The 24,841-nt window shown below is 35.0% G+C and carries 24 protein-coding genes and 1 tRNA gene; 13 read left to right on the forward strand and 12 right to left on the reverse strand.

Going from position 1 to position 24,841, the window contains the following annotated elements; genetic code table 11:
* Nucleotides 1–13 precede the first annotated feature (13 nt).
* From ACRASX_RS06130 to ACRASX_RS06140, 3 genes are all read right to left on the reverse strand, one after another.
* Nucleotides 14–979 carry a FecR family protein gene (locus ACRASX_RS06130; protein ID WP_432222766.1) on the reverse strand — a complete coding sequence of 322 codons (966 nt, stop codon included), beginning with the start codon at nucleotides 977–979 and terminating at the stop codon, nucleotides 14–16.
* 66 nt (nucleotides 980–1,045) lie between these two features.
* The gene (locus ACRASX_RS06135; RefSeq protein ID WP_197413412.1) at nucleotides 1,046–1,624 is read right to left on the reverse strand and encodes an RNA polymerase sigma-70 factor; all 579 of its coding nucleotides are present in this window, start codon (nucleotides 1,622–1,624) and stop codon (nucleotides 1,046–1,048) included.
* A gap of 150 nt (nucleotides 1,625–1,774) precedes the next feature.
* The gene (locus tag ACRASX_RS06140; protein WP_432222767.1) at nucleotides 1,775–2,275 is read right to left on the reverse strand and encodes a DUF456 domain-containing protein; all 501 of its coding nucleotides are present in this window, start codon (nucleotides 2,273–2,275) and stop codon (nucleotides 1,775–1,777) included.
* 353 nt (nucleotides 2,276–2,628) lie between these two features.
* Here ACRASX_RS06140 and ACRASX_RS06145 point away from each other — a divergent pair, with 353 nt between their 5' ends.
* Complete coding sequence (locus ACRASX_RS06145) at nucleotides 2,629–3,105, forward strand: hypothetical protein (protein ID WP_066312709.1); 477 nt, start codon at nucleotides 2,629–2,631, stop codon at nucleotides 3,103–3,105.
* Between the two features lie 241 nt (nucleotides 3,106–3,346).
* Here the strand turns inward: ACRASX_RS06145 and ACRASX_RS06150 are convergent, their stop codons facing one another.
* Together ACRASX_RS06150 and ACRASX_RS06155 are read right to left on the reverse strand one after the other, a co-directional pair.
* Nucleotides 3,347–4,447 (reverse strand): glycosyltransferase family 2 protein, encoded by a 1,101-nt coding sequence (locus tag ACRASX_RS06150; RefSeq protein WP_432223072.1) that lies wholly within the window; start codon nucleotides 4,445–4,447, stop codon nucleotides 3,347–3,349.
* A 5-nt stretch (nucleotides 4,448–4,452) separates the two neighbouring features.
* Nucleotides 4,453–5,394 (reverse strand): lysylphosphatidylglycerol synthase domain-containing protein, encoded by a 942-nt coding sequence (locus ACRASX_RS06155; RefSeq protein WP_432222768.1) that lies wholly within the window; start codon nucleotides 5,392–5,394, stop codon nucleotides 4,453–4,455.
* A 147-nt stretch (nucleotides 5,395–5,541) separates the two neighbouring features.
* Between ACRASX_RS06155 and ruvC the strand changes: the two genes are divergently transcribed.
* The 7 genes from ruvC to ACRASX_RS06190 all read left to right on the forward strand — a co-directional run bounded on the left by ruvC (nucleotide 5,542) and on the right by ACRASX_RS06190 (nucleotide 10,571).
* Nucleotides 5,542–6,096 carry a crossover junction endodeoxyribonuclease RuvC gene (ruvC, locus tag ACRASX_RS06160; protein ID WP_082706671.1) on the forward strand — a complete coding sequence of 185 codons (555 nt, stop codon included), beginning with the start codon at nucleotides 5,542–5,544 and terminating at the stop codon, nucleotides 6,094–6,096.
* A gap of 102 nt (nucleotides 6,097–6,198) precedes the next feature.
* The gene (gene hemW, locus ACRASX_RS06165) at nucleotides 6,199–7,332 is read left to right on the forward strand and encodes a radical SAM family heme chaperone HemW (protein ID WP_432222769.1); all 1,134 of its coding nucleotides are present in this window, start codon (nucleotides 6,199–6,201) and stop codon (nucleotides 7,330–7,332) included.
* Nucleotides 7,333–7,467: 135 nt separating this feature from the next.
* A complete protein-coding gene (locus ACRASX_RS06170) occupies nucleotides 7,468–8,244 on the forward strand; it encodes a cyclase family protein (protein WP_432222770.1) in 777 nt (258 codons plus the stop codon).
* A gap of 141 nt (nucleotides 8,245–8,385) precedes the next feature.
* Nucleotides 8,386–8,973: a hypothetical protein gene (locus tag ACRASX_RS06175; protein WP_432222771.1), complete on the forward strand. Its 588-nt coding sequence runs from the start codon at nucleotides 8,386–8,388 to the stop codon at nucleotides 8,971–8,973.
* A 22-nt stretch (nucleotides 8,974–8,995) separates the two neighbouring features.
* The gene (locus tag ACRASX_RS06180) at nucleotides 8,996–9,409 is read left to right on the forward strand and encodes a GNAT family N-acetyltransferase (protein ID WP_432222772.1); all 414 of its coding nucleotides are present in this window, start codon (nucleotides 8,996–8,998) and stop codon (nucleotides 9,407–9,409) included.
* The gene (locus ACRASX_RS06185) at nucleotides 9,406–9,777 is read left to right on the forward strand and encodes an MmcQ/YjbR family DNA-binding protein (protein WP_432222773.1); all 372 of its coding nucleotides are present in this window, start codon (nucleotides 9,406–9,408) and stop codon (nucleotides 9,775–9,777) included. The genes ACRASX_RS06180 and ACRASX_RS06185 overlap by 4 nt, the downstream gene beginning before the upstream one ends.
* A gap of 71 nt (nucleotides 9,778–9,848) precedes the next feature.
* A complete protein-coding gene (locus ACRASX_RS06190) occupies nucleotides 9,849–10,571 on the forward strand; it encodes a PH domain-containing protein (RefSeq protein WP_432222774.1) in 723 nt (240 codons plus the stop codon).
* 111 nt (nucleotides 10,572–10,682) lie between these two features.
* On the opposite strand, the gene ACRASX_RS06195 is transcribed toward ACRASX_RS06190, so the two are convergent.
* Complete coding sequence (locus ACRASX_RS06195; RefSeq protein WP_432222775.1) at nucleotides 10,683–11,783, reverse strand: DUF4407 domain-containing protein; 1,101 nt, start codon at nucleotides 11,781–11,783, stop codon at nucleotides 10,683–10,685.
* Nucleotides 11,784–12,104: 321 nt separating this feature from the next.
* Between ACRASX_RS06195 and ACRASX_RS06200 the strand changes: the two genes are divergently transcribed.
* The 3 genes from ACRASX_RS06200 (at nucleotide 12,105) to ACRASX_RS06210 (ending at nucleotide 17,037) form a co-directional block, all read left to right on the forward strand.
* Complete coding sequence (locus ACRASX_RS06200) at nucleotides 12,105–14,915, forward strand: TonB-dependent receptor (protein WP_432222776.1); 2,811 nt, start codon at nucleotides 12,105–12,107, stop codon at nucleotides 14,913–14,915.
* Between the two features lie 71 nt (nucleotides 14,916–14,986).
* Complete coding sequence (locus tag ACRASX_RS06205) at nucleotides 14,987–15,976, forward strand: metallophosphoesterase (RefSeq protein WP_432222777.1); 990 nt, start codon at nucleotides 14,987–14,989, stop codon at nucleotides 15,974–15,976.
* Nucleotides 15,977–15,978: 2 nt separating this feature from the next.
* Nucleotides 15,979–17,037, forward strand: a complete 1,059-nt coding sequence (locus ACRASX_RS06210; RefSeq protein ID WP_432223073.1) for a phytase — start codon at nucleotides 15,979–15,981, stop codon at nucleotides 17,035–17,037.
* Nucleotides 17,038–17,112: 75 nt separating this feature from the next.
* Here ACRASX_RS06210 and pckA read toward each other — a convergent pair whose 3' ends face one another.
* Nucleotides 17,113–18,714: a phosphoenolpyruvate carboxykinase (ATP) gene (pckA, locus tag ACRASX_RS06215; protein ID WP_432222778.1), complete on the reverse strand. Its 1,602-nt coding sequence runs from the start codon at nucleotides 18,712–18,714 to the stop codon at nucleotides 17,113–17,115.
* Between the two features lie 65 nt (nucleotides 18,715–18,779).
* Nucleotides 18,780–19,181, reverse strand: coding sequence for a DUF423 domain-containing protein (locus ACRASX_RS06220; RefSeq protein ID WP_432222779.1), 402 nt, complete (start codon nucleotides 19,179–19,181; stop codon nucleotides 18,780–18,782).
* Between the two features lie 154 nt (nucleotides 19,182–19,335).
* On the opposite strand from ACRASX_RS06220, the gene ACRASX_RS06225 reads away from it, so the two are divergent.
* The gene (locus ACRASX_RS06225; RefSeq protein ID WP_066312741.1) at nucleotides 19,336–20,706 is read left to right on the forward strand and encodes a saccharopine dehydrogenase family protein; all 1,371 of its coding nucleotides are present in this window, start codon (nucleotides 19,336–19,338) and stop codon (nucleotides 20,704–20,706) included.
* Between the two features lie 161 nt (nucleotides 20,707–20,867).
* Here ACRASX_RS06225 and ACRASX_RS06230 read toward each other — a convergent pair whose 3' ends face one another.
* The 4 genes from ACRASX_RS06230 to ACRASX_RS06245 all read right to left on the reverse strand — a co-directional run bounded on the left by ACRASX_RS06230 (nucleotide 20,868) and on the right by ACRASX_RS06245 (nucleotide 24,537).
* Nucleotides 20,868–22,103, reverse strand: a complete 1,236-nt coding sequence (locus tag ACRASX_RS06230) for a M56 family metallopeptidase (protein WP_432222780.1) — start codon at nucleotides 22,101–22,103, stop codon at nucleotides 20,868–20,870.
* Nucleotides 22,100–22,474, reverse strand: coding sequence for a BlaI/MecI/CopY family transcriptional regulator (locus ACRASX_RS06235; protein ID WP_066312749.1), 375 nt, complete (start codon nucleotides 22,472–22,474; stop codon nucleotides 22,100–22,102). Before ACRASX_RS06235 ends, ACRASX_RS06230 begins: the two co-directional genes overlap by 4 nt.
* Nucleotides 22,475–22,480: 6 nt before the next feature.
* On the reverse strand, nucleotides 22,481–22,906 hold the full coding sequence (locus ACRASX_RS06240; RefSeq protein WP_432222781.1) for a hypothetical protein: 426 nt from the start codon (nucleotides 22,904–22,906) through the stop codon (nucleotides 22,481–22,483).
* A gap of 242 nt (nucleotides 22,907–23,148) precedes the next feature.
* Entirely contained in the window at nucleotides 23,149–24,537 is a 1,389-nt protein-coding gene (locus ACRASX_RS06245) for a dipeptidase (RefSeq protein WP_066312753.1), read from the reverse strand.
* A gap of 108 nt (nucleotides 24,538–24,645) precedes the next feature.
* Between ACRASX_RS06245 and ACRASX_RS06250 the strand changes: the two genes are divergently transcribed.
* Nucleotides 24,646–24,727: transfer RNA gene (locus ACRASX_RS06250), tRNA-Leu, on the forward strand.
* The last annotated feature ends 114 nt before the right edge of the window (nucleotides 24,728–24,841 follow it).

A 24,841-nucleotide genomic window follows, 5' to 3' on the forward strand; every position in this document is an offset into this window, starting at 1 on the left:
TCCCTTTTTTTGTTTATCGAATGGTCATTTGATTGGTTTTTTTATCAAACTCGCAAGTTACATTGGATGAAACTTCCAAAATTCTCATAATCTCTTCAATAGAATTTGTTTTTTCAATTTTGCCGGAAAACGAATAGTTGTAAAATTCTTTAGAGGCAATATTGACTTTAACTCCAAACCAGCGTTCCAAGCTCAGTACAACTTCTTTGAGAGGCGTTTCATTAAAAAGTAAAGTTCCTGATTTCCAAGAGGTAAAATTCGAGGTATTAACCGTGTTTATACTCAGTGCTTTTTCTGATTTAAAAAAAACGGCTTGTTGTTTGGGCAATAAGGTAGATAAAACGGCTTCTTTGTTTTTCAATTCTATTTTGCCGGTAACCAAAGTTGTTTCCAACCTTTTTTCATCAGCATAAGATTTGATATTAAAACTGGTTCCCAGAACTTTAATGTCAATTCCCGATTCGGTTTCAACAATAAAAGGCTTTTGTTTGTTTTTGGTAACATCAAAAAATGCTTCGCCGTACAGTTTGATTCTTCTTTCGCTCTCGTTGTAAGTGTCGCTAAAAACAATTTTACTTTCGGCATTCAGCCAAACAAATGTTCCATCGGCAAGCGTAACTTTTCGTTGTTCTTTTGCTTTAGTAGTATACGAATATCGCTTTGTTGCGTGCACATCAATTTCAGAAGAAAAATAGAAGTAAGTGACTAATGCCAGCGGAAGAAGCAAAACTGCTGCGCGTTGTAAAAATAAGCGTATGGTTTTGTTTTTAGATTTAGTGTGCTTTTTAAAGACATTAAATGGAACGGCAGGATCTATTTTTTCTGAAGAAACATCCAGAGTAGCAATAACGTGCTTTGCTTTTACTTGGTTGTAAAAAGCTTGATTTTCTGCAGACGATTGTATCCAAGCGATCACTTTTTTATCAAAAAGAACATCGCCTTTTTTATCTATAAAGTGTATTAAATCGAGTTCGGTCATGTTGGCTATTTATTCTAAGACGATTCATACTTAGATAACCCCTACGCGAATTTGATTTTTTTTAAATTATAAAAAAAGTGCAGTGTATTCTTTGAGTTCAAGTCGTAAAAACTTGATCGCTTTTGTAATTTGATTTTCGACAGTTTTAGTCGAAATATTCAATTCCTCGGCAATTTCTTTGTGTTTTAAGCCCTGAAACCTGCTTTTTATAAAGATGTTTTTGCAAGCTGCAGGCAGTTTTTCGACCACTGCATTTATTTTGATCAATAGTTCTTTTTCTATAAAATCAGAACTTGATTCGTCTAATAAAGCAAGATAGTTGATGTTGCGTCTTTCGGAATCACAATAATTTTGATATTTTTCACGAATCTTCTGGTGTTTAAAATAATCCAAACATGAATTCTTTACCATCTTAAAAAGATACGAATGTAAATTAATCGATAGTTCTAGCTTTTCGCGTTTCTCCCAAATTTTAAAAAAAACATTTTGAACAATTTCTTCCGATTCTTGTTCGTTTTCTAAATAGCTATTGGCAAAATGATGTAATTTTTGAAAATATAAATGATACAAGGTTTCAAAAGCGCTGTTCTCGCCCTGCTTGAGCTGTTGAATAAAAAAGGAAGTATTTATTTGGTCTTTATTCAAATCACTAAGTATTAAAACACAGATTATTTCTTGCTAATATCGTTCAAAAAATTGAAAGTCTAAGTTATTTCTAACTTTTAGCTGTAATTACTAAAGAATCTGTTTAAGAACTTCAAGATAAATTAAATTCTTTCTCAATGCCAATTATGCCTAAAATAACCCGTTCCAATTCTCCCACACCACATGAATAAACCATCCTAAAAAAACGACGCAAAGCATAAAGTTTAAAAAAGTACTGGCAAGAAAACCAACAAATGATCCTGTTGCTGCCTTAAAAGCTCTTTTATGATCCTTAGAATCGTAAATTAATTCGCCGACAAATGCACCGACAAACGGTCCAATTATAAATCCAAAGGGAATTGGAGCAAAAATACCAACAATTAATCCAATATTAGTTCCCCAAACGCCATAGCTGCTTCCGCCGTATTTTTTGGTTCCTTTTGCTGGAATCACATATTCTAGAATAGTTATGATGATGACCAAAAGCAGCGCAAAACCCATGACCCAATAGTTCATCGGTACAGTTTCTGTGCAATACAAAAGCAATAAACCAATCCAACTTAAAGTTAATCCGGGCACAACAGGCAAAAAACTTCCAAGTATTCCGCCAATCATAAATAGTAAACCTAAAACAAGTAAAACAGTATCCATAGAGTATTTTTATAAAATTTGAGAAGGACTACTAATTTCTAAACCGATAGTAGTTCAAGGGAAAATTACAATTAAAACGAATTAGAAATGTTACACTATTCCAATAAAAATTTCGATTCTACTTTTAATTTCGATTTACATTCAAAAACGGCATTTTTAGCTCAAATTATTCATAAATTTAATTAAAAAGTCGGCGCTTTTTAGATCTGCAATTGTCTTTATTTCTTATTCAAATAATAATGGGATTAAAAAAATTAGAAATTGCTGTCAGAAAACTACGAAGATTTGGTAGTTTTTAAAGCAACTCAAAAAATTATCGTAATTTTGCATCGTAATTAAGTAATTCCAATCCGTTGAAGCATTTTTATCTCTATATAGTTCTTTTTTCACTTGCGTCTTGTCAATATTTTGAGAAGCAAATTCCTGACGAAAAAGAGTTGTTGCAAAAAGAACTAAAATCCATCAATTGGCGTGAGGTAGACGAATATCCATCGGTAACCAACTGTGACCAAATCGCCGATAAAAAGCTGCGTCAACAATGTTTTTTCGAAACGATGGCACAACTTGTTCAAGAAAAATTAGACATTGACACTCTTTCTATTTTATACCCGGATTTGGATACAATCGAAGTAAAAGTTACTGTTTTTCCAAATGCAACCATGACTTTCGAACCGCAGTTTCCTAAAGATTCGGTCGCGTACGACACCATTAAAATTGACAGTATTTTACACGCGCGTTTAGTCGATTTTCCAAAAGTAAATCCAGCCATTAAACGCGGAATTCCAGTAAAAACTCAATTTATATTACCGGTAATTATTAAGTCAGAATAAGTTTTAGTAGCTCTTTCCTGCTATCCGCTATATCTTTTGCATCTGCCGCGGCAGACACAAAAGGATGCCGCTTTTATCAGGGCTAACAGAATGCGATCCATTTGTATTTTTAGGAATACGGTTTTTTAATCTCTTGAAGGGTTTTAAAATCATGAACGAATGAATTACGGCTTCTTTTTTAATCTCATATAATGCCTACAAAGGTCAATAAAAAGACCTGTCAGCAAACAATGGTTTTAGTTTAATATTTAAATCGCCTGCCTTTCCACTCGTATGTTCCAAACAAACTGTACAACGCCACAGCTACACTAAAAAAGGGATACCATAAACTACTCAACAACCAATTTGACATTCTTACGTTTCCTAAAAACCGATTGGTTGTGTAAAGCAATATAAAATCGATAGCAAATTTTAGAACCACAAACAATTCGAAAGTCAAAAAAGACCAAATCCCACAAAGCAAAAATACAAAGCCAAGTATAAAACTAAGATTGACTGCAAACACAAGCAAGCCCAAAGATTTACCAAATAGACTTTGATAAGAACCTGTTTTTGCCGCCCAACGAACCCGTTGAAAAAATAATTCATGCCAGAAACTAGTCGGTTGTGTCAGTACAATGGCCAATTTTGATTTTAAATAAGCCACTTTTTGTGGAGATTCTTCTATGGCCTTTTGCAACAAAAACACATCATCACCACTAGCAATTTTGGTGTTTCCAGCAAAACCCTTTAAACTTTCAAAAAAAGATTTCGTGTACGCAAAATTAGCGCCGTTGCACATAAAACCTTTACCAATTCCAAAACTTCCAATTGTGGCGCCTTGCAAACTCATTAGATCTAATTGCTGAAAATGTGCCAAAAAAGAGTTGGTGTTTTGATAGTTTACTGGAGCCGCAATCATTTCGACGTTGTGTTCTCTAATAAAACTATCAAAAGTTGCTAACCAATGTTTAGGAACCAAACAATCTGCGTCGGTAGTAAGAATCCAATCGGTCTTTACGTGAGAAATAGCAGTCGAAATGGCATCTTTCTTGGGGGAATTTGAGGTTCGAGTCGTATTTATGATTCGAATATGGAATGTTGAATTGAAGTATTGAAATTTTTCATCCGAATCATCGTCCACTAAAATCACTTCAAATAATTCCGTCGGATAATTCAATCGAGAAATGCTTTCTAGTAATAATGGTAAGTTTTGTGTTTCATTCCGAAAAGGTACAACTATAGTAAAAGTCGTTTTTGGTGTTTCAGCAAAATCAAATTTGTAAACTGGGACTTTTTTAAATCCGTGAGCCAACCACAGGATTACAAAGGAATAAAGAATCAAAATACCATATAAAAACACCAAAATCACAATGTTTTGGGTTTGAAACGCAGGACAAAATAAGTGCCAATTACAACGGGTAAAACCACATTTAAAAACCACATTAGTGTACTTATAAAAACTACAATCCATTCGTTAACACCTAGCAATCCGAAGAAAAACAAAGAAACGCCGCCTTTTACAGCAAAATCTAAAAATTGAAAAGTAGGTAAGGAGGATGCTAAAAAGTAAACTGCAGCAATGGTTGCAATCATGGTGAAATAAGGTAAATGCACATCAAAAGCCAAAAACAAAAAGTAATATTGATGCGAGAAAACCAAGTAGCGGCTGCAACCTAGAAGGATATTTTGGCGATGAATTTTTTTCGGAATCGAATTGATTTTATGAATCAGTTTTTCTATCGAATAGCCTTTAATAGCAATTTTTTTAATCGAAAATAAAACTAAAATTAAAACAACCAAACCAACAAAAACGATTGCTAAAGTCTGAGCAGTCACTACTGGGTATAAAGTGTTGAAATACAGCAATCCGAAAATTCCAAAAATAACGGTAAGCACCATTTGAATTCCGTTGCAAATCAAATTCAGAAACACGATTTGCTTGGTCTGCTCTTTTTTATAAAACAAAGCTTTTCCAGCATATTCTCCCACACCATTGGGCGTAAAAAGACCAGCAGTTAACGCGGCAAGCACTTGTTTGGTCGCTTCGCCTACAGTAATCTTTCGAGCAATTTGAGCTAAGTTCTGCCATTTTAAAATTTCAAAGTAGCGATTCAAAACACTCAACAATAAAATAAAAGTAATACCTAGAAATGATTGGTTTTTTTCAAACAAAGCGCTAAATTTCTTCCAATCGAGCTGGTCATTTTGTACGAGTTGGTCGTAAATAAAGTAAAATGCGCCACCAACAATTAAAAGTTTGACAACAAGAACTAGGAATTGTTTAGCTTTGTGAGGAATTGAAATCATGCTGCAAAGAAAAGGAAACTATTGTAAAAAACACTACTTCGCAAGCACTCGCAATTAAAATAACAAAGCATTGCAGAAATTTACATTTTAAGCATTTGTAAACTGTTCATCTTCATTTAAAAAACGCAGTCTAATCCCTCAAAAAAATTGACAAAAGAACGCATTATATTAGGCATCGATCCTGGAACCACGATTATGGGTTTTGGATTAATAAAAGTCGTTAACAAAAAAATGGAATTCTTGCAACTCAACGAATTGCTGCTATCTAAATACGACAATCATTACCAAAAACTGAAAATTATTTTTGAACGCACCATCGAATTAATCGACACGCACCATCCCGACGAAATAGCGATTGAAGCACCTTTCTTTGGTAAAAATGTGCAGTCGATGCTCAAATTGGGTCGTGCTCAAGGCGTTGCCATGGCAGCGGGATTATCCAGAGATATTCCGATCACCGAATACGAACCCAAGAAAATAAAAATGGCGGTAACCGGAAACGGAAATGCCAGTAAAGAACAAGTGGCCAAAATGTTGCAACAACTTTTGGGACTAAAAGAATTGCCTAAAAACCTGGATTCAACTGATGGTTTGGCCGCCGCAGTTTGTCATTTTTTCAACTCAGGAAAAGTCGTCGGCGAAAAAAGTTATACAGGCTGGGATGCTTTTGTAAAGAACAATGAGGATCGAGTTAAGAAGTAACAATTCAGCAGATTTTTAAATATTTTAGTACTATTAATTCGGAATGAAAAAGGATGAAAATATTTTGGTCCCTTAATATGTATTACTAAAAAATCAACCTATATGTCCGGCATCTATATACACATACCTTTTTGCAAGCAGGCTTGCCATTACTGCGATTTTCATTTTTCGACTTCGATGAAAAAGAAAGACGAGATGGTCTTGGCTATTGCCAAAGAAATTAAGCTGCGAAAAATTGAGTTTGTCAGTGAAATTGTAGAAACCATTTATTTTGGAGGCGGTACGCCAAGCGTATTGTCTTCAAAGGAGATAAATTTTTTGATTCAGGAAGTGTACGATAATTACGAAGTTGCCGAAATTCCTGAAATCACTTTAGAAGCAAATCCTGATGATTTGTCGCAGGAGCGAATAATTGAATTATCTAAAAGTAAAATTAATCGGTTGAGTATCGGAATTCAATCTTTTTTTGAAGACGATTTGCAAATGATGAATCGTGCTCACAGTTCGGCTGAAGCTCAAAAAAGTTTAGAACTTGCGACACAGTATTTCGACAATATTTCGATTGATTTAATATATGGAATTCCAGGAATGAGCAATGAAAAATGGAAACAAAATATTGAGAAAGCAATGAGTTTTGGCATTCCACACATTTCGAGTTATGCATTGACAGTAGAGACAAAAACGGCTTTGTATAAGCTCATTCAAGCTGGAAAAATAGGTGCGCCTAAAGACGAAGTGGCTTCAGAACATTTTTCTATTTTGGTAGAAACACTTCAAGAGAAAGGATTCATTCATTATGAGTTATCCAATTTCGCTAAAGAAAATTATTTTTCTAAAAACAATTCTGCATATTGGTTGGGCAAAAAATATCTCGGAATTGGTCCTTCTGCACACAGTTATGACGGTCTTTCTAGGAGCTGGAATATTGCCAATAATAGTTTGTACCTCAAATCAATTGAGGAAAATGTTTTACCCAACGAAGTCGAATTTTTATCCAAATCAGATCGGTACAACGAGTATATAATGACAGGTTTGCGCACGATTTGGGGCGTTTCATTGTATAGAATCGAAGCCGAATTTGGAATGGATTATTTGGATTATTTGAAGAAACAATCGCAGAAATTTTTAAATGATGATTTGGTCGTCATTATTGACACTATATTAAGGCCAACCGCAAAAGGCAAATTTCTGACCGACGGAATTGCATCCGATTTGTTTTTTTTAGATGTAAAATAAAAAGTAAGATAGTCAAATGCTTATAAGCATAGAAAATCAGTTTTTCAGAAATTTGTTTAAATAATAACTAAAGCTTTACGAACTTAGCTTTACAAATTAAATTCTCTGTACATTTCTTTCGTTTAAAACTGAATTATGCTAGCAACAATCAACAACTTTCAAATAGACTTATCGAAACCAATTGATATTTCGATTCCGCTAACCAATACCGATGAAAATCCGATCGCGTGGTATATTGAAAAGCCCATTATTGAACCTGTTGTTATTGGCGATTGGATTGGGAAAGTTTCAGACGGAAAATCTTCTACAAATTTTAATAACATCTTCTTTAACCCGCACGGACATGGTACACATACCGAATGTCTAGGTCATATTACAAACGATTTTTACAGCGTCAATCAATCACTGCAGCAGTTTTTCTTTTGCGCACAATTAATTTCAATTGCGCCAGAGCAAAAAGATACTGATTTGGTTATCAGCAAAGAGCAAGTTAAAAATAGTTTGTCTCTTGTGACTGCGAATTTTGATAAGATCGAAGCGTTAATCATTCGAACGTATCCGAACGAAAGATCGAAAAAATCTCGTAAGTATTCCAATACCAATCCGCCTTATTTGTCTGAAGAAGCGGCGATTTACATTCGCGAACGCGGAATTAAGCACTTACTTATTGATTTGCCAAGTGTTGACAAAGAGCACGATGAAGGAAAATTATTGGCACATAAAGCTTTTTGGAATTTAAAAAACGTTGAGAAAGTAAATGAAGATGCCAGATTTGATTGTACGATTACAGAAATGATTTTTGTTTCTGATGCAATCGCTGACGGGGATTATGTATTAAATATTCAAATAGCCTCTTTTGAAAACGATGCGAGTCCGAGTAAGCCGGTTTTATACGCTATACAAACACTTTGAATTTTGTAAATTAATCGATAATTCGTAGTTTTAACTGAGACCGTTAAAATTTAGTAGTTCTAAAGCAAGAAAGAACGAATAAAGTATTCGCAGGGTTAATATATAAAGAAGACTTAAATAGTGGGTGTAAACAAAATGGACATGATGAAAATAAAATTGGGATTATGCAGTATAATTACTGTATTGCTAGTTTCTTGTGGAGATAAAAAACAAGAAGTACAAACAGAAAACACGGTAGTAAAAGATACAATTTCTAGCGAAAAAACAACAAATGAAGTAGCAGATTCTAAGGAAGAAAAGTTAAAAAACTTTTTGACTACTGATTTCTTAAAAGACGATTTGAAATTTTTAAAAGAGGACGATCGTAAGTTTCAATACGAAGATATTGACTTGAACGGTGATGGTGTTCCAGAAACATTTGTTCGTTTTTCGTCATCGTATTTTTGTGGTTCTGGAGGTTGTACGTTTTTACTTTTAGACAATAATCAAAAAGTGATTACCAAATTCACGGTAATGGACGCTCCAATTTATATAGATGAAACAGTAAAAAATGGATGGAAAGTCTTGGTCATTAAAGATTACGGTAAAGTGAAAGAATTAGTTTTTGACGGGAAAAAATATCCTTCGAATCCTTCTATGATACAGAAAGCAGCTTACGAATCGCCAAGTAGTGAGGCAGTCATACTTTTTGATAAACCTTTTGCAGAAAGTAAAATAAGTATATTTTAAAAGGAAACGTAATCCTATGTTTATGAATAGTAACCTTACCGTTTCCACCGATAAAAGTAAGTTAGATGTAACTTTTATTCAAAATTTTCTAAAAGATATTTATTGGGCTGCAGGGCGAACAACACAAGAAATTCAAACTACAATTGATGCCTCGGTTTGTTTTGGACTTTATGTGAATGACAAGCAAGTTGGATTTGCGCGAGTGATTACTGATTTCGCTGTCTTTGCTTATGTGATGGATGTTTTTATTGATGAAAGTCACAGAGGTAAAGGATATTCATCGGTGTTGGTTGCTGCTATGATGAAAGAAGTGCAATTAAAAAATGTGAAAATTTGGCGCTTGGCAACGCGTGATGCACATTCATTATATGAAAAGTTTGGCTTTAAAGCTTTAGCACATCCCGAACGAATGATGGAAAAAATTGTGACAAAATGAATTTAGAAATCTTTTACGAATATTGTCTTGGCAAAAAAAGTGCTACCGAACATTTTCCGTTTGATGATACTACATTGGTATTTAAAGTTGGCGGAAAGATTTTTGCATTGTCCTCTCTTTCTCAATGGGAAAAAGGGGAGCCAGGAGTCAATTTAAAATGTGATACAGAACGGGCGGTAGAACTTAGAGTTGAATTTGAAGGCATTAAATCAGGCTATCACATGAACAAAAAGCATTGGAATACTGTTAGCATAAATAGTGATGTGCCGACAAAGCTTGTGAAGGAATTAATCGATCATTCATACGATCTGGTATTCAAAAGTTTGTCAAAGAAAATCCAGAATGAAATTATAGAAATAGAAAATTAGGCATTACATTTGCTTACAAAAACCAAAAAATTAGCACCTCTGTTACTTTGTAACTTAGCAACTTATACCCTATGAAAGATCAAATTAAAAAATTCTTAAACGAAGAACAAGATCCAAAAGCGATCGAGAAAATCACTTCGAAACTGAATGATTTATTAATGCGCAATGAAGAAGTTGGATACATTGCTGTTCAAAAGAAACCAGCGCTTACCGTTTTTCCAGATAGCATTGTCCTGACGAATAAAAGAATTATTATTTGCAAGCCTAAAAACTTAGGACTTTCAATGGATTTTACTGATTATACTTGGGATGATATAGAAGCCACTTTCGTAAAAGAGAATATTTTAGGTTCCGAATTTTCGTTTTCAACCAAAACAGATTTAACCATTTCTATTGATTATATTCCAAAAATTCAAGCTAGAAAGATATTTACTTACGCTAAAGAGCAATTGGATTTAATTAAAAATCCTATTATGGAAATTTCCCATGAAACGACTACAAGTTCTGAAGAAAATTATGTAGAATTTGAAGATGTGGTGGATGAAGTGGAGGAGGTAGAAGAGATCGAAACCGAAGAAGTAACTAGTTTTGCTGAAATAATGCCAGTAGTTCCGGTATACACCGAGCCAGCAGTCGCGCCAAGTGCTCCAGTAGTTGCCGACAGAAAACTAAGTGAATTGTCGCAAGATGAATTGTTTGAAAAGCTTCAAAATTATAAAAGATTACTAGATAACGGACTGATTATGCAGGGCGAATACGATGTCTTTAAAAAAGAAATTTTGAGTTATATGTAAGACTTGTTTTGTACATAAAAAAGTATTCAATAAAAAAGTCGGAAATTGTATGCACAGCTTCCGACTTTTTTATTTAAAGTTTCTTAAACGACTTTCACTTATCGCGTTCAACTATAAGGTTCGTTTTTGTTTTTCTAAAAATCCGTTAGATTGTAATTCTAATAATTCCTCGGCATTCTTTCTTTGTAAATCGTACAGTTTTTTGTCTTGGGCGATGTCTGCATAGACTTTGTCGTGCATTGTCGCACTAGTTTTGACTAATAATTCGCGCTGGTATTTGTTTTGTGTTAAAGTCGCTTTTAATGCCGTTTCTAATTCTTCTTGTTTCAAGTCATATTCGCCTTTAGGAGAAAGTAATTTTGCGATAATTGGCGAAGTTTCAATGGCTAAAAACAAAAGCATAATAAAAAAGGAAGGCAACCATGGCAATTTATCCAACGCATTAATTCGCGCCATTAAACCATCAAACCCTTCGATAATGGGTTGCGTTTCATTAACTTTTTTATCCATATCAGACTGAAAAGTAGCTGCCTGTTTTTCTAAGTCGGCAATCTTCGTATCGTTGGCTGTCTTTAAAAGTGCCAAATCTTGTAGGGCCGCGTCGTGTTTTTGTCTTTTTTCCGAGTAAACAGGTCCTTTTCCTAACTTTTTGGTTCCAGCAGTTCCTTCTGCTTCGGTTATGTAAGTAGAATATAAATCGTTAACTTCTTTTTCTTTAGATAAAATATCTGTTTTTAGAACTGCAATTTGCGCTTTGTTTTTATCTAAATCGGTTTTAAAGTAGGTACTAATTTCTTTCTTGTTTGCCAGTTCCATTGCGTTTTTTTCTTTCAATAAGACGGTATTAATTTCTTTTTCGAAAATTTTAATTTCCAAAGGTTTCGAAATTACGATGGCAATAATTACCGCAAGTATAATTCGGGGAGTCGCTTGCAGAAATTCATCCCAAAATCGGTCGCGTTTTTTTATAGTCGAAACAATAAAACGGTCTAGATTAAAAATGAGTAGACTCCAAACTAAGCCGAAAAGCAAAGCAGGATAAATAGAGTCGAATACCGTAAAAAGTGCATAAGCACTGGCGATAAAAGCCATAACGGCAGTAAAGAAAACGGTGGCTCCAATACCCACGTATTTGGTTTTTTCTCCTTGCGAACAATCTTCGAGGAGATCTCGGTCTGCGCCAGAGCACAGCATGAAAAAGTTTTGTAACATGATTGATGATTTTTGATTTGTTGATTTACTATTTCTAGTAAATTTTATTTGATGATTTTGATTGAAGCAAATTTAAGTCCAAAATTTTAATTTGAATGTAATTAGTTGATTTGTTTTAAATTACTACTTTGTAAAATTTGTTTTTAAAACAGTTTTTAGGTTTATTTCGCATAATTGAAACAATTTCAAATGTTAGTTTAAGGTAAAATAGTTTGATATAAAGTAGTGGTTTAGTAACGATATGGTGATCTATAGAGCTGCTTATTTTAACGCAACGCTTCTAGCTTTGCAAATCAAATTAATTAATCTATAAACCTAAAAATGAAAAAGATTTATTTAGTAACAGTACTTTTTTTACTAACGGTAGCAGGATATTCTCAAAAGGGAATAGTGTCGGGAAAAATTTTAGATGGTGAAGACCATTTGCCTTTGCCTGGTGCAATGGTGCAAATTTCTGGACAAAACAAATACACAATTTCTGATTACAATGGAAGTTTCGAATTTTTGAATGCGCAAGAAGGTTCTTTTGAAATTCAGGTAAAATATATGGGATATACGTCTGTTTCTCAGAACATCTTAATCATTAAAGGAACAAATACCGTAGTCAATTTTAATTTAAAAGCGTCCGGAACTGAATTGAACGAGGTGGTTATTGGCGACGCATTAAAAGGTCAAGCAAAAGCACTAAACCAGCAAAAGAATAATAATAACATCAGTAATGTTATTTCTTCAGATCAAGTGGGTCGTTTTCCAGATGCGAATGTTGGTGATGCTTTAAAACGCGTGCCTGGAATTACAATGCAAAATGACCAAGGAGAAGCCAGAAATATTATTATTAGAGGATTGGCTCCATCCTTAAATTCGGTAACCTTAAACGGCGATCGAATTCCGTCTGCTGAAGGAGACAACCGAAATGTACAAATGGATTTGATTCCGTCGGATATGATTTCGACTATTGAAGTAAACAAAACCTTAACGCCAGATATGGATGCCGATGCGATTGGTGGTTCTGTAAATTTAGTTACAAGAGCTACTCCAAACGGACAACGTATTTCGGCAACTTTGGCTGGTGGTTACATGCCCATTCGTGAAAAGGGAATGTATACGGCAGGACTGGTTTATGGAAATCGATTTTTGGATAATAAATTAGGAATGGTTTTGAGTGGTTCTTATAATAATAACGATTATGGCTCAGATAATATTGAAAATGTGTGGTCAAAAGATAAATTTGGTAATGAGTTTTTGTCGAAATCAGAAATTAGACGCTACGATGTGCAACGCATTCGCCGTAGTGCAGCCGTTTCTTTTGATTACAAATTCGATGATAATAATACCATTTTTGCAAACGCGATTTACAATTGGAGAGACGATAGAGAAAATCGTTTTAGAACAACTTACGATGATATAAAACCAATTTATCAAGGAGAAACAATCACTGGTTTTCAAGGTAGAGTAAAACGTCAAACCAAAGGTGGAGTAGATAATAGTAGAAATAAAAATGGAAGATTAGAAGACCAACGCGTTCAAAATTATGCCTTGCGTGGCGAGCATTTAGTAAGTTCTAATCTAGATATGGATTGGGCTTTAAATTATTCAGCTGCGAGCGAATACAGACCGAACGAGCGTTATATTGAATTTCGTCAGAAAGGACTGGGAGTAACGCAAGATGTATCAGATTCTAATTTTCCTTTAGTAACAACTACAGGAGAATCGGTAGATAAATTTAAGTTTGATTCGGTTACCGAAAACACCAACGATACGAGTGAAGAAGAATTGGGAGCAAAGTTAAATTTCAGAATTCCGTTTTCTATTATTCCTTCCGAAAAAGGTCGACTTCGAACAGGTTTGCGTATGCGATTGAAAGACAAATCAAGAGATAATATTTTTTATGCCTACGATCCAATTGATGCTGATTTCGCTACTTTGGGAGTTGTTCCGACTATCTACTTTGATGGTAACAGATTTAATCCAGGTACAAAATATGTGGGCGGAACGTACGCTGCAGCCTCATTTTTGGGCGGACTTGATTTAAATAATGCCAGTTTGTTTAATAAAGAAACAGATCCTTCGGAATATTTGACGGTTAACTACACTGCAAAAGAACAAATTTATGCTGCTTACATTAGATGGGATCAAGATTTTAGTGATAAATTATCTATGATTGTTGGCGTTCGAGTAGAAGATACGCATATCAATTATACCGGAAATCGTGTAGCAGATGAGGTGACTTTGGAAGATGAAATTACCCACAAAAATAGTTACACTAATGCAATGCCAAGTTTATCATTCAAATACAATGCGACTACTAGTTTGGTTTTGAGAGCGGCGGTAACTACTGCTTTGGCTAGACCTAATTATTATGATTTGGCTCCGTACGTGAATAATATCGCTTCTGACATGGAAATTTCGGCAGGTAATCCAAACTTAAAAGCGACCTATTCTTTTAATTACGATTTTATGGCCGAGAATTATTTTAAGTCTGTCGGTTTGATTTCAGCAGGAGCATTTTACAAAAACTTAAATGATTTTATTTACAAATACAGCAGTAAAACCTACAGTAATGGTAGTTTTTCCACTGATTTCCCCAATCAAATAAATCCAATTCCTGTAGGAGAAGAATGGAGTTTCGTACAATCTAGAAATGGCGATAAGGTTGCTGTTTATGGGTTAGAAGTCGCTTTTCAACGACAGTTTGATTTTTTCGAAAGTAAATTTTTAAGAGGATTTGGAGTTTATCTGAATTACACGTTTACACAGTCTAAAGCCAAAGGAATTGCAGATGAAGACGGTAATGAGAGAACGGATGTAAGTCTTCCAGGTACAACTCCTCACATGTTCAACGGTTCTTTGTTCTGGGAAAACAAACGCTTCTCGGCTCGTGTTTCGACCAATTTCACGTCTGATTATCTCGATGGTTTAGGAGCCGACGCGTATCAAGATTCATATTATGACAAACAGTTTTTTGTAGATGCAAATGCGTCGTATAAAATTACAACGAACTTGCGTCTTTTTGCAGAAGCAAATAATTTAACCAATCAGCCGTTGCGTTATTATCAAGGATCAAAAGCACATACGCAGCAAGTAGAATACTATCAAGGGCGTTATAATTTTGGTTTGAAATTGGATTTTTAATAATACTTTTTAATAAAATAAATAAACAGAATGGGATATAAAATCCAGTTCTGTTTTTATAAATCATAGAAATGAAAAAAATAGTTTACATTTTTTTATCAGTATTGCTTTTTCAAGGAGCAGCCGCACAACAAACAAAAAATAGAGAATTATCGGGTTATACGGAAGGCTATAATCCCGAATTGCAAAAGATAGATAAGAGTCTTAATTTTTTATTAATGGGAGATTTTGGTCGCTACGGTCAGTTTTATCAAAAAGAAGTAGCGACTCAGATGGGAAAAGCAGCCGCTACAATTGAATCTGAATTTGTGATTAGCGTGGGCGATAATTTTTATCCAAATGGCGTACAAAGTACTACCGATTATTCGTGGAAGGCTTCTTTTGAAAATGTTTACACCGATTATAGTTTGCAAACCGATTGGTTCGTGACTTTAGGAAACCACGATCACCGAGGAAAAGTGCAATCGCAAATCGACTACTCAGATGTTAGTCGCCGCTGGCACATGCCTTCCACTTATTTTAAAAAGGAATTTGATTTAGAAGATGGCAATAAAGTTTTGGTTTTATTTATGGATACCTCTCCCTTTATAGACAAATATTACGAGGCAGATTCTGGTATGAGTGAATCGATGAGAGCGCAAGATACAACTGCTCAAAAAAAGTGGTTGCTCAAGGAATTGGCTACGACGGATAAAAAAGTGACGTGGAAAATTGTAGTCGGTCACCATCCATTGTACAGTGGCGGAAAGCGTAAAAACAGCAAAGAGACTAAGAGTTTTGAAAACAAGTTTGCTGCTATTTTTGATACTAACAAAGTAGATGCTTATTTCTGCGGACACGAACACGATTTGCAAATTATAAAACCAAAAGGAAGGTATACGACGCAGTTTTTGTCTGGTTCAGCCTGCACCGTGCGTCCGAGTGGGGCGAGAGAGGGGACGTTGTTTTTTGCAGAAAAAGCTGGTTTTATGACATTTGCCGTATCCAACTCTAAACTACTGGCACAAGTAGTGGATGACGAAGGGAAGATATTATTTAGAACTCAAATCGATAAGAAATAATGATGAAAATTTCAAGTAAAATAGCCCTTGCATTTGGACTAATTTCTCTTGTTTCTTGCAGCGATAAACTCGTGCCCGTTCAGGAAGATGCGTTGAAGCCAATAGTTGTAACCGAAAAGTTACCGCACGATACTGATGATCCTGCAATTTGGATTCATCCGACGGATCCTTCAAAAAGTATTGTTATTGGTACAGATAAAGATACCAATGGTGGTTTGTATGCTTTTGATTTAGACGGAATAATTGTGGGCAAATCAAAAGTTTTAAGACGTCCAAATAATGTAGACATTGCTTATGGATTGCTTTTAAATGGAAAAAAAGTAGACATTGCTGTAACGACAGAACGTGAAACGAGTAAAATTAGAGTTTTTAGTTTGCCTGATTTGAAACCGCTTGATGATGGTGGAATTTCAGTTTTTGATGAAGAGGAATTCCATGCACCAATGGGAGTTGGTTTATACACCAGACCGGAAGATCAATCTATTTTTGCAATTGTAGGAAGAAAAGACGGGCCGTCGGATACGTATCTGTGGCAATATGAATTGTCCGATAATGGAAGAGGAATTGTAGGTGGAAAAGTAGTACGAAAATTTGGAAAGTATAGCGGTAAAAAAGAAATTGAAGCTATTGCAGTAGATAACGAATTGGGATACGTTTATTATTCTGATGAGCAATTCGGAATCAGAAAATACTATGCGAATCCGGCATTAAATGACAATCAAGAACTGGCTCTTTTTGGACAAGGTGATTTTAAGTCGGATAATGAAGGAATTGCTATTTACAAAAAATCAGTAACAGAAGGCTATATTTTGGTTTCCAATCAACAGGCTAATACATTTATGGTATATCCAAGGGAAGGAGTAAGTGGAAATACAAACTCCTATCCATTAGTGGCCGAAATTCCTACTTCAACAATTGAATGTGATGGTGTAGAGGTTACCAATGTAAATTTAGGAGGAAGTTTCGCCAACGGCTTGTTTGTGGCCATGAGTAACGGAATGACTTTTCAGTATTACAGTTGGAATTCAATACAAGAGTTAATCGATGTGCAGAAAAAATAGCTTAATGAAAACAATAAACATAAAAAAAAGCTGTTCTCAAGAACAGCTTTTTTTTGTTGAATTAGTAAGCAACGTTTATAGTAAAGGTGCGCCAGCCATTATTTCAGGATTGGCAAATTCTTCAAATTTGGCAAAATTAGCTTTGAATTTCTGAGCTAATTCTACCGCTTTACTGTCGTATAAGTCTTTATCTTCCCAGGTATTTCTAGGATTTAATATCTCACTTGGAACATCTGGACATGTCATTGGTTTTGCAATTCCAAATACAGCGCAGTTTTCAAAATTAACTTTTTCTAATTCTCCATTCAACGCCGCAGTAATCATGGCGCGGGTATATTTTAACTTCATACGGCTTCCGGTACCGTAAGGTCCACCAGTCCAACCGGTATTAATAAGCCATACTTTAACATTAGTGTCTTTTATTTTTTGACTCAACATTTCTGCGTAGCGAGTGGGATGTAGTGGCATAAATGGTGCTCCAAAACAAGCAGAAAAGTTTGGTTGTGGCTCCGTAACTCCTGCCTCTGTTCCTGCTACTTTTGCAGTATAGCCTGAAATAAAATGGTAAGCCGCTTGACCCGGAGTTAATTTTGATATCGGAGGTAAAATTCCGAATGAATCGGCTGTTAAGAAAAATATATTTTTTGGATTAGTTCCAATAGAACCGGGCTGTATGTTGTCAATATGATAAATTGGGTAGCTTACGCGAGTGTTTTGTGTAATCGAAACATCTTCATAATCTACTTCATTTGTTCCTTCTTTAAAAACTACATTTTCTAAAATAGATCCTTTTTTAATGGCTTTAAAAATCTCTGGTTCGTTCTCTTCACAAAGGTTAATTACTTTGGCGTAACACCCACCTTCAAAATTAAAAACGGTATTTTCTTTAGTCCACCCGTGTTCATCATCTCCAATTAATTTACGGTTTGGATCTGCCGATAAAGTGGTTTTTCCAGTCCCTGATAATCCGAAGAAAATCGCAGTATCTTCTGCTTCTCCAACGTTAGCACTACAGTGCATTGGAAGCGCATTTTTAAAGACAGGCAAAATAAAGTTCAAAGCAGAGAAAATTCCTTTTTTAATTTCTCCTGTATATCCTGTTCCGCCAATTAAAGCGATTTTTTTAGTAAAATCTAAAATTGCAAAATTACTTTGGCGCGTACCATCTACAGCTGGATCAGCCATAAAAGAAGGAACGCAAACTACAGTCCATTCTGGAACAAAGTTTTCTAACTCACTTGTCTCTGGGCGCAAGAACATATTGTAGCAAAATAAATTTGACCACGCAGTTTCGGTTACTACACGCACATTTAATCGGTAATTAGGATCAGCACAAACATAAGAATCTCTTACAAAAACTTCTTTGTTAGATAAGTAGTCACAAACCTTGCTGTATAATTTTTCAAAAGCCTCTGGTGAAAAAGGAATATTTACATTTCCCCACCAAACTTCTTTTTCTGTAATGGCATCTTTTACGATAAAACGATCTAAAGGAGAACGACCTGTAAATTCACCAGTATTAATTGCCAAAGCACCCGAAGAGCTTTCGATGCCTTGTCCTGAATCGAGCGTAATTTGATGCAATTCCTCTGGAGTTAGCTGATAGTGAACGGTTGCATTCTTAATTCCTAAGTCATTTAACGAAATCGATTTCGCTGAAAGTGTATGATTGTCCATAAAAATTTAAGTTGTGTGTTTAATTCTAATCACAGCAAAGATAAATATTTATTTGTAAGGCCGTTTTAAAAACTTGAATTTTGTGATTTTTTGTTAAATAAATCAATAAATAAGAAAAACCACGACAAAATTAACAATAAACCACCAACAGGCGTGATGAATCCGATTATTTTAAAGTCAAATGAAGTTAGAGAATTAGTCGCTAAAAGATAAATGGATCCCGAAAATAATGCAATTCCTATTACTGCTAAGGTAAAAATAGTCTTTCTCTTTTTTTCTGATAGCGGTTTGTAGGTTGTAACAAAAAATAAAAATAAGGCGTGATACATTTGGTAACGGACTCCCGTTTCAAAAGTGGTTAATTGTTCTGAGGTTAACACTGATTTTAAGGCATGAGCACCGAAAGCACCTAAAATAATCGAAACCATTCCTAAAAATACAGCCGTAAGTAAGATCTTTTTTTCCATTTTAATACGTAGATTGTGTCCCACAAAAGTAAGCCGAATTGGCTGAAGAAGAAAGGTTTTTCGCCTTTTGTTTGTTTTGTTTTTATAGAAAATAGAGCGGTAAATTGTTATAAATAAAACATTTTACTATGTTTGTGTTGTAAATAAAGTTAAAATGAGGTCAATTTTAATCATCGGAGCCGGTCGTTCAGCATCATCGTTAATTCGGTATTTGCTGTCAAAAGCTATAGAGGAGAAATTACATCTTATTATCGCTGATATTTCTTTGGAACAAGCTCAGAAAAAAGCTAAAAATCATTCTAATGCGACCCCAATTGCATTAGATATTTTTGATGAAGTGCAAAGGCACCAAGCAATCAAAAAAGCCAGCATTGTTGTTTCGATGCTTCCCGCACATTTACACATTCAAGTCGCTCGAGACTGTTTAACGTATGGCAAAAATTTAGTAACTGCTTCGTATGTCAATGATGCAATGTTACTATTGAATGAAGAAGTAAAAGCCAAAGGTTTAATCTTCATGAACGAAATTGGGTTAGATCCTGGTATTGATCACATGAGCGCCATGAAAGTAATCGATGAGATTAGAGAATCTGGTGGAAAAATGCTGCTTTTTGAATCTTTTTGCGGAGGTCTTGTTGCACCCGAATCGGATTCCAATTTATGGAATTATAAATTTACTTGGTCGCCACGTAATGTTGTTTTGGCTGGTCAAGGCGGCGCTGCCAAATTTATACAGGAAGGAACGTACAAATACATTCCGTATAATAATCTGTTTAAGAGGACAGAGTTTTTACAAGTCGAAGACTACGGACGTTTTGAAGCTTATCCGAACAGGGATTCTCTAAAATACCGCTCGGTTTATGGTTTAGATCACGCATTGACTTTGTACCGAGGAACGATTAGAAGAGTTGGTTTTTCAAAAGCGTGGAATATGTTTGTTCAGCTGGGTATGACCGATGACAGCTACATCATGGAGAATTCGCAGACAATGAGTTATCGGGAGTTTATCAATTCATTTTTGCCTTATCATCCAACGGATTCTGTCGAAATAAAAATGAGATTGATTCTCAAAATTGATCCCGACGATATTATGTGGGATAAATTGGTAGAACTTGATTTGTTTAATGCGACAAAGATTATTGGACTAGAAAATGCTACTCCAGCACAAATTTTAGAAAAAATACTTTCAGATAGCTGGACGTTGCAACCCGAAGACAAAGACATGATCGTCATGTACCATAAGTTTGGATATGAAAAAGAAGGGGTTAGAACTCAAATTGATTCAAAAATGGTTTGTATTGGGGAAGATCAAACTTTTACTGCAATGGCAAAAACGGTGGGACTTCCTGTAGCTATAGCGACCTTGCTAATTCTTAATAAAAAAATAACAACAACTGGCGTTCAATTGCCTATTACTAAAGAAGTTTATTTACCAATTCTTAAAGAATTGGAAGAGTACGGCGTCTTTTTTAGCGAGCAAAAAGCACCATATTATGGCTATAACCCAGATGTAGTTTTTAAATAATAGTTTTTTATAGTTTTTTAGTTTTTAGTTAATCCGCTTCCTGTTGGTTGGGAAGCGGATTTTTTTTATTGCTAATCTTTTTGATTTGAAAAACGGCAGTTTTATTAATTGTTTAGAAGAAAAAACATTTTATTTCTTCTAAACAATCGTACAAGTTTTTTTTAATTGGGTGCGATTGTAATCGGCAGACTGAACATTGTTCGTACAGGTAAACCCTCTTTTTTTCCTGGATTCCATTTCGGACATAGTTTTAATACACGAATAACCTCTTCGCCTGTTCCATGGCCAATATCTCTAAGTATATTGTAATCCGATAAGGATCCGTCTTTTTCCACTATAAAGGTGACATAAACTTTTCCTTTTAAAACGGTACCAGCTTGCGCTTGTGGTATTTGAAAATTTTGTCCAACAAATTTATAAAAATCAGCAATTCCTCCAGGAAAAGTTGGACTTTCAGAAATGCCACTGGTATTATAAACTTCATTTGTTTCTTCTTTAGTTACACTCTTTTTTATTTCAGCATTAGTTTCTTTTGGTACTTGAGCAACGGTCTTGGTGCATAGTAAGCATACAAGTCCTGTCAATACAGGAAATACAATCGATTTTTTGATCCAACTGTTTGTTTTGGATGTGGTTTTTGTCATCATAAGTAGTCTTTTTTTGGTTACTGAAAAATTTAAATTACTGGCCAAGTAATAGGTTGGGTTCGCGTTTGCTTTTGCCAGCAGCAAATTTTGATAGAACGGAACATCATTATGTGAGGTCACGACTTTCTCATCGGCGAGAAATTCATGGTTGAGTTGTATGGCTTTTTTATAAAAAACAAAAAGGGGGTTGAACCAAAAAATCACTTTCAAAGCCTCAATTAAAAGAATATCTAATGAATGTTTTTGGGTGACATGAATTAATTCGTGCGTATACAGTTCGGCTTCAATTTCGCTGTTGCGATAATTCAATTCATTAATAAAAATGGTACTCAAGAAAGTGTAAGGTAAAGTATCTTCTTGTACTAAAACCAGTTTGGCAGTTTTGTATGCGATTGCAGTATTCGATTTTGTTTTAGCCTGCAATTGCATGCTGTTTCTAATGAATCGAAACGATAGTATTGAAGTAATTAACCCGTACAGACTCCAGATCATAATAAGCCAAAAATTTGGTGCGTCTTTAATAATCTGCATGGACTGACCTTGCATTAAAATGGTGTTTTTTGCAAGGATAGGCAGTGCAACTTTTGGAATAACTTCGATGGTTATGAACGGCAGTACCAAAGAGAAAGTTAATGCAAACAGCAAATAGAAGCGGTTAAACTGATGCATCTTTTCTTTCTCGAGAAGTAAATAATACACTGCTAACAAAACAGCTAGTGCAATTGTGGATTTGATTAAAAAGTCTATCATTTTTTCTTGTTTTCAATGGCGCTGTCTACGATCTTTTTGAGCTCCTGTAATTCTGAAGCGGTCAAGTTGGTTTCGTTTGTAAAAAAGGAAGCAAACTGTGATGTCGAATTATTAAAAAAGTTTTTAATTAATCCGTTTACGTGTTTAGAGAAATAGTCGCTTTTTTTAACCAAAGGATAATATTCTCTTGAATTACCGAATGCTGTGTACGCGACGAAATTTTTATCAATCATCCGTTTGAGTAAGGTAGCAACGGTGGTTGTTTTGGGCTTGGGCTCTGGTAAAACCTCAAGCAAATCTTTCATGAAAGCCTTTTCGAGTTGCCAAAGATGTTCCATCAATTGTTCTTCGGCGTTGGTTAGTTGTTGCATGATTGTTTAATTTATGTTTTCTTCGGAAAGTAATTCTCCGTTTTTATAGTTTCTAGTCTTAATTAATTTTCCTTCGTCTGAATAAAATTTCCAGCGTCCCGTATAAAACCAGTGCGATTCTTTTGTGGTTACTTCTAATCTTGTAATGCCTTTAGATTGTCTTTTGCCATTGCTGTGTAAGTATTTTACTTTGCAGACATCAGACTTGTATGTTTCTCTTTTATAAAGTTTATCGTTTATAAATTCCTTCCAAGTTTTTACTGGGATGTTATTTTTATAACGTTCTACAAATTTATATTTTGTACGGTCAATTGTTGATTCGGTAATCCATAATCCTTCTTTCTTTTTGTTTATAGTTTGATTGGTCGGTTTGCTTTTGCAGCCAATAAGGAACAAAATTAATACTAAAAGAAGTGCTTTTTTATAACTCATATTCTACATACTAAAACATTGCTCTATAAATGTAGAATAAAAATTCAACTATCCAAATAAATTTGTGTAATTATTGAAAATGAAGCTGTTATGGTTTGCGTTAGGGATAGAAGCGGTATCCTTTTACTTTTTTCTTTAAAAAGTAAAAGATATAGTGGACAGCCCGCCCGCAGGGAACGCCTAAAAAAAAATCCGCTCATAACTGAACGGATTTAGGATTTTATAAAATTTTGAAAATTATTTTACTTTGATAATTCTACAAAATATTTGTAGAATAAAGGAATAGTTTCGATTCCTTTTAGGTAATTGAAAACTCCAAAATGCTCGTTTGGCGAGTGTATCGCGTCACTGTCTAAGCCGAATCCCATCAGGATTGTTTTGCTTTTTAATTCTTGTTCAAACAAAGCAACGATTGGAATACTACCACCCGAACGTACTGGAATTGCTGGAACGCCAAAGGTTTCGGTGTAGGCTTTATTGGCGGCTTGATAGCCGATGCTGTCAATTGGCGTAACATAACCTTGACCGCCGTGGTGTGGTTTTACTTTTACCGTAACGCCAGCGGGCGCGATGCTCATGAAGTGTTTGGTGAACAATTCGGTGATTTCTTCCCAATCTTGATTGGGTACCAAACGCATAGATATTTTGGCAAATGCTTTGCTTGCAATGACCGTTTTGGCTCCTTCACCAATGTAACCTCCCCAGATTCCGTTTACGTCTAAGGTTGGACGTATGGAGTTTCTTTCGTTGGTTACGTATCCTTTTTCACCAGAAACATCGTTCAGGTCTAAGGCTTTTTTATATTTTTCTAAGCTAAAAGGTGCTTTTGCCATTTCGGCTCTTTCTTCTACTGATAATTCTTGAACTTTATCGTAGAATCCAGGAATGGTAATGTGATTGTTTTCGTCGTGTAATTGCGCAATCATTTTTGCTAAAATGTTGATTGGATTCGCCACAGCGCCACCATATAATCCAGAATGTAAATCTCGGTTGGGTCCAGTAACTTCTACTTCTACATAACTCAGTCCGCGAAGACCAGTTGTAATAGAAGGTTGTTGGTTGGAGATCATTCCGGTGTCTGAAATTAAAATCACGTCGTTTTTTAACTTCTCGTGGTTGTTTTCGACAAATGTTTTTAGGTTGACACTTCCTACTTCTTCTTCGCCTTCAATCATAAACTTAACGTTGCAAGGCAAAGTGTTGGTTTGCATCATTAGCTCAAAAGCTTTTACGTGCATGTACATCTGACCTTTGTCGTCGCAAGCGCCACGAGCAAAGATGGCTCCTTCGGGATGAATTTCTGTTTTTTTAATTACAGGTTCAAAAGGAGGTGAGGTCCATAATTCGATTGGATCTGGTGGTTGAACGTCGTAATGTCCGTATACCAAAATAGTTGGTAGGTTGGGGTCGATCATTTTTTCGCCATAAACAATTGGATAACCGTCTGTTTCACAAATTTCGACTGTATCACAACCTGCTTTTTCTAGACTTACTTTTACCGCTTCAGAAGTATCAATAACATCTTGCGAATAGGCGGCATCGGCACTAACCGAAGGGATTTTTAATAACTCTATCAATTCGTTAAGGAAACGTTCCTTGTTTTTTTGAATGTACGACTTTATAACTTCCATTTAGTGTGTTTTTTTAGACTTTCAAAAGTACGAAAAACAGATTTATATATTTTTTTAATATTTCCTTTGAAATTTCGTAGATATGATTATCTTTGCACCCACAATTACGCGGATATGGTGAAATTGGTAGACATGCCAGACTTAGGATCTGGTGCCGCAAGGCGTGTAGGTTCGAGTCCTATTATCCGCACTGAAACCCTTAACAAACTATTTGTTAAGGGTTTTTTCTTTTTAAGCTAGCCGATAATTAGATAATTAACGTTTTTGAATTTCTATTTTACTTTTCAGAGCGCTATTTTTCATA

This window comes from Flavobacterium sp. TMP13 (assembly GCF_050847115.1).
Taxonomy (GTDB): Bacteria; Bacteroidota; Bacteroidia; order Flavobacteriales; family Flavobacteriaceae; genus Flavobacterium.

Coding starts and splice junctions, on each gene's coding strand:
- ACRASX_RS06155 (WP_432222768.1), bottom strand. CDS start 5,394: ATGATTTCAATTCCTCACAAAGCTAAACAATTCCTAGTTCTTGTTGTC.
- ACRASX_RS06220 (WP_432222779.1), bottom strand. CDS start 19,181: ATGGAAAAAAAGATCTTACTTACGGCTGTATTTTTAGGAATGGTTTCG.
- ACRASX_RS06185 (WP_432222773.1), top strand. CDS start 9,406: ATGAATTTAGAAATCTTTTACGAATATTGTCTTGGCAAAAAAAGTGCT.
- ACRASX_RS06175 (WP_432222771.1), top strand. CDS start 8,386: ATGATGAAAATAAAATTGGGATTATGCAGTATAATTACTGTATTGCTA.
- ACRASX_RS06170 (WP_432222770.1), top strand. CDS start 7,468: ATGCTAGCAACAATCAACAACTTTCAAATAGACTTATCGAAACCAATT.
- pckA (WP_432222778.1), bottom strand. CDS start 18,714: ATGGACAATCATACACTTTCAGCGAAATCGATTTCGTTAAATGACTTA.
- ACRASX_RS06230 (WP_432222780.1), bottom strand. CDS start 22,103: ATGATAGACTTTTTAATCAAATCCACAATTGCACTAGCTGTTTTGTTA.
- ACRASX_RS06225 (WP_066312741.1), top strand. CDS start 19,336: ATGAGGTCAATTTTAATCATCGGAGCCGGTCGTTCAGCATCATCGTTA.
- ACRASX_RS06195 (WP_432222775.1), bottom strand. CDS start 11,783: ATGTTACAAAACTTTTTCATGCTGTGCTCTGGCGCAGACCGAGATCTC.
- ACRASX_RS06235 (WP_066312749.1), bottom strand. CDS start 22,474: ATGCAACAACTAACCAACGCCGAAGAACAATTGATGGAACATCTTTGG.
- ACRASX_RS06200 (WP_432222776.1), top strand. CDS start 12,105: ATGAAAAAGATTTATTTAGTAACAGTACTTTTTTTACTAACGGTAGCA.
- hemW (WP_432222769.1), top strand. CDS start 6,199: ATGTCCGGCATCTATATACACATACCTTTTTGCAAGCAGGCTTGCCAT.
- ACRASX_RS06190 (WP_432222774.1), top strand. CDS start 9,849: ATGAAAGATCAAATTAAAAAATTCTTAAACGAAGAACAAGATCCAAAA.
- ACRASX_RS06245 (WP_066312753.1), bottom strand. CDS start 24,537: ATGGAAGTTATAAAGTCGTACATTCAAAAAAACAAGGAACGTTTCCTT.
- ACRASX_RS06180 (WP_432222772.1), top strand. CDS start 8,996: ATGAATAGTAACCTTACCGTTTCCACCGATAAAAGTAAGTTAGATGTA.
- ACRASX_RS06210 (WP_432223073.1), top strand. CDS start 15,979: ATGAAAATTTCAAGTAAAATAGCCCTTGCATTTGGACTAATTTCTCTT.
- ACRASX_RS06140 (WP_432222767.1), bottom strand. CDS start 2,275: ATGGATACTGTTTTACTTGTTTTAGGTTTACTATTTATGATTGGCGGA.
- ACRASX_RS06240 (WP_432222781.1), bottom strand. CDS start 22,906: ATGAGTTATAAAAAAGCACTTCTTTTAGTATTAATTTTGTTCCTTATT.
- ACRASX_RS06205 (WP_432222777.1), top strand. CDS start 14,987: ATGAAAAAAATAGTTTACATTTTTTTATCAGTATTGCTTTTTCAAGGA.
- ACRASX_RS06130 (WP_432222766.1), bottom strand. CDS start 979: ATGACCGAACTCGATTTAATACACTTTATAGATAAAAAAGGCGATGTT.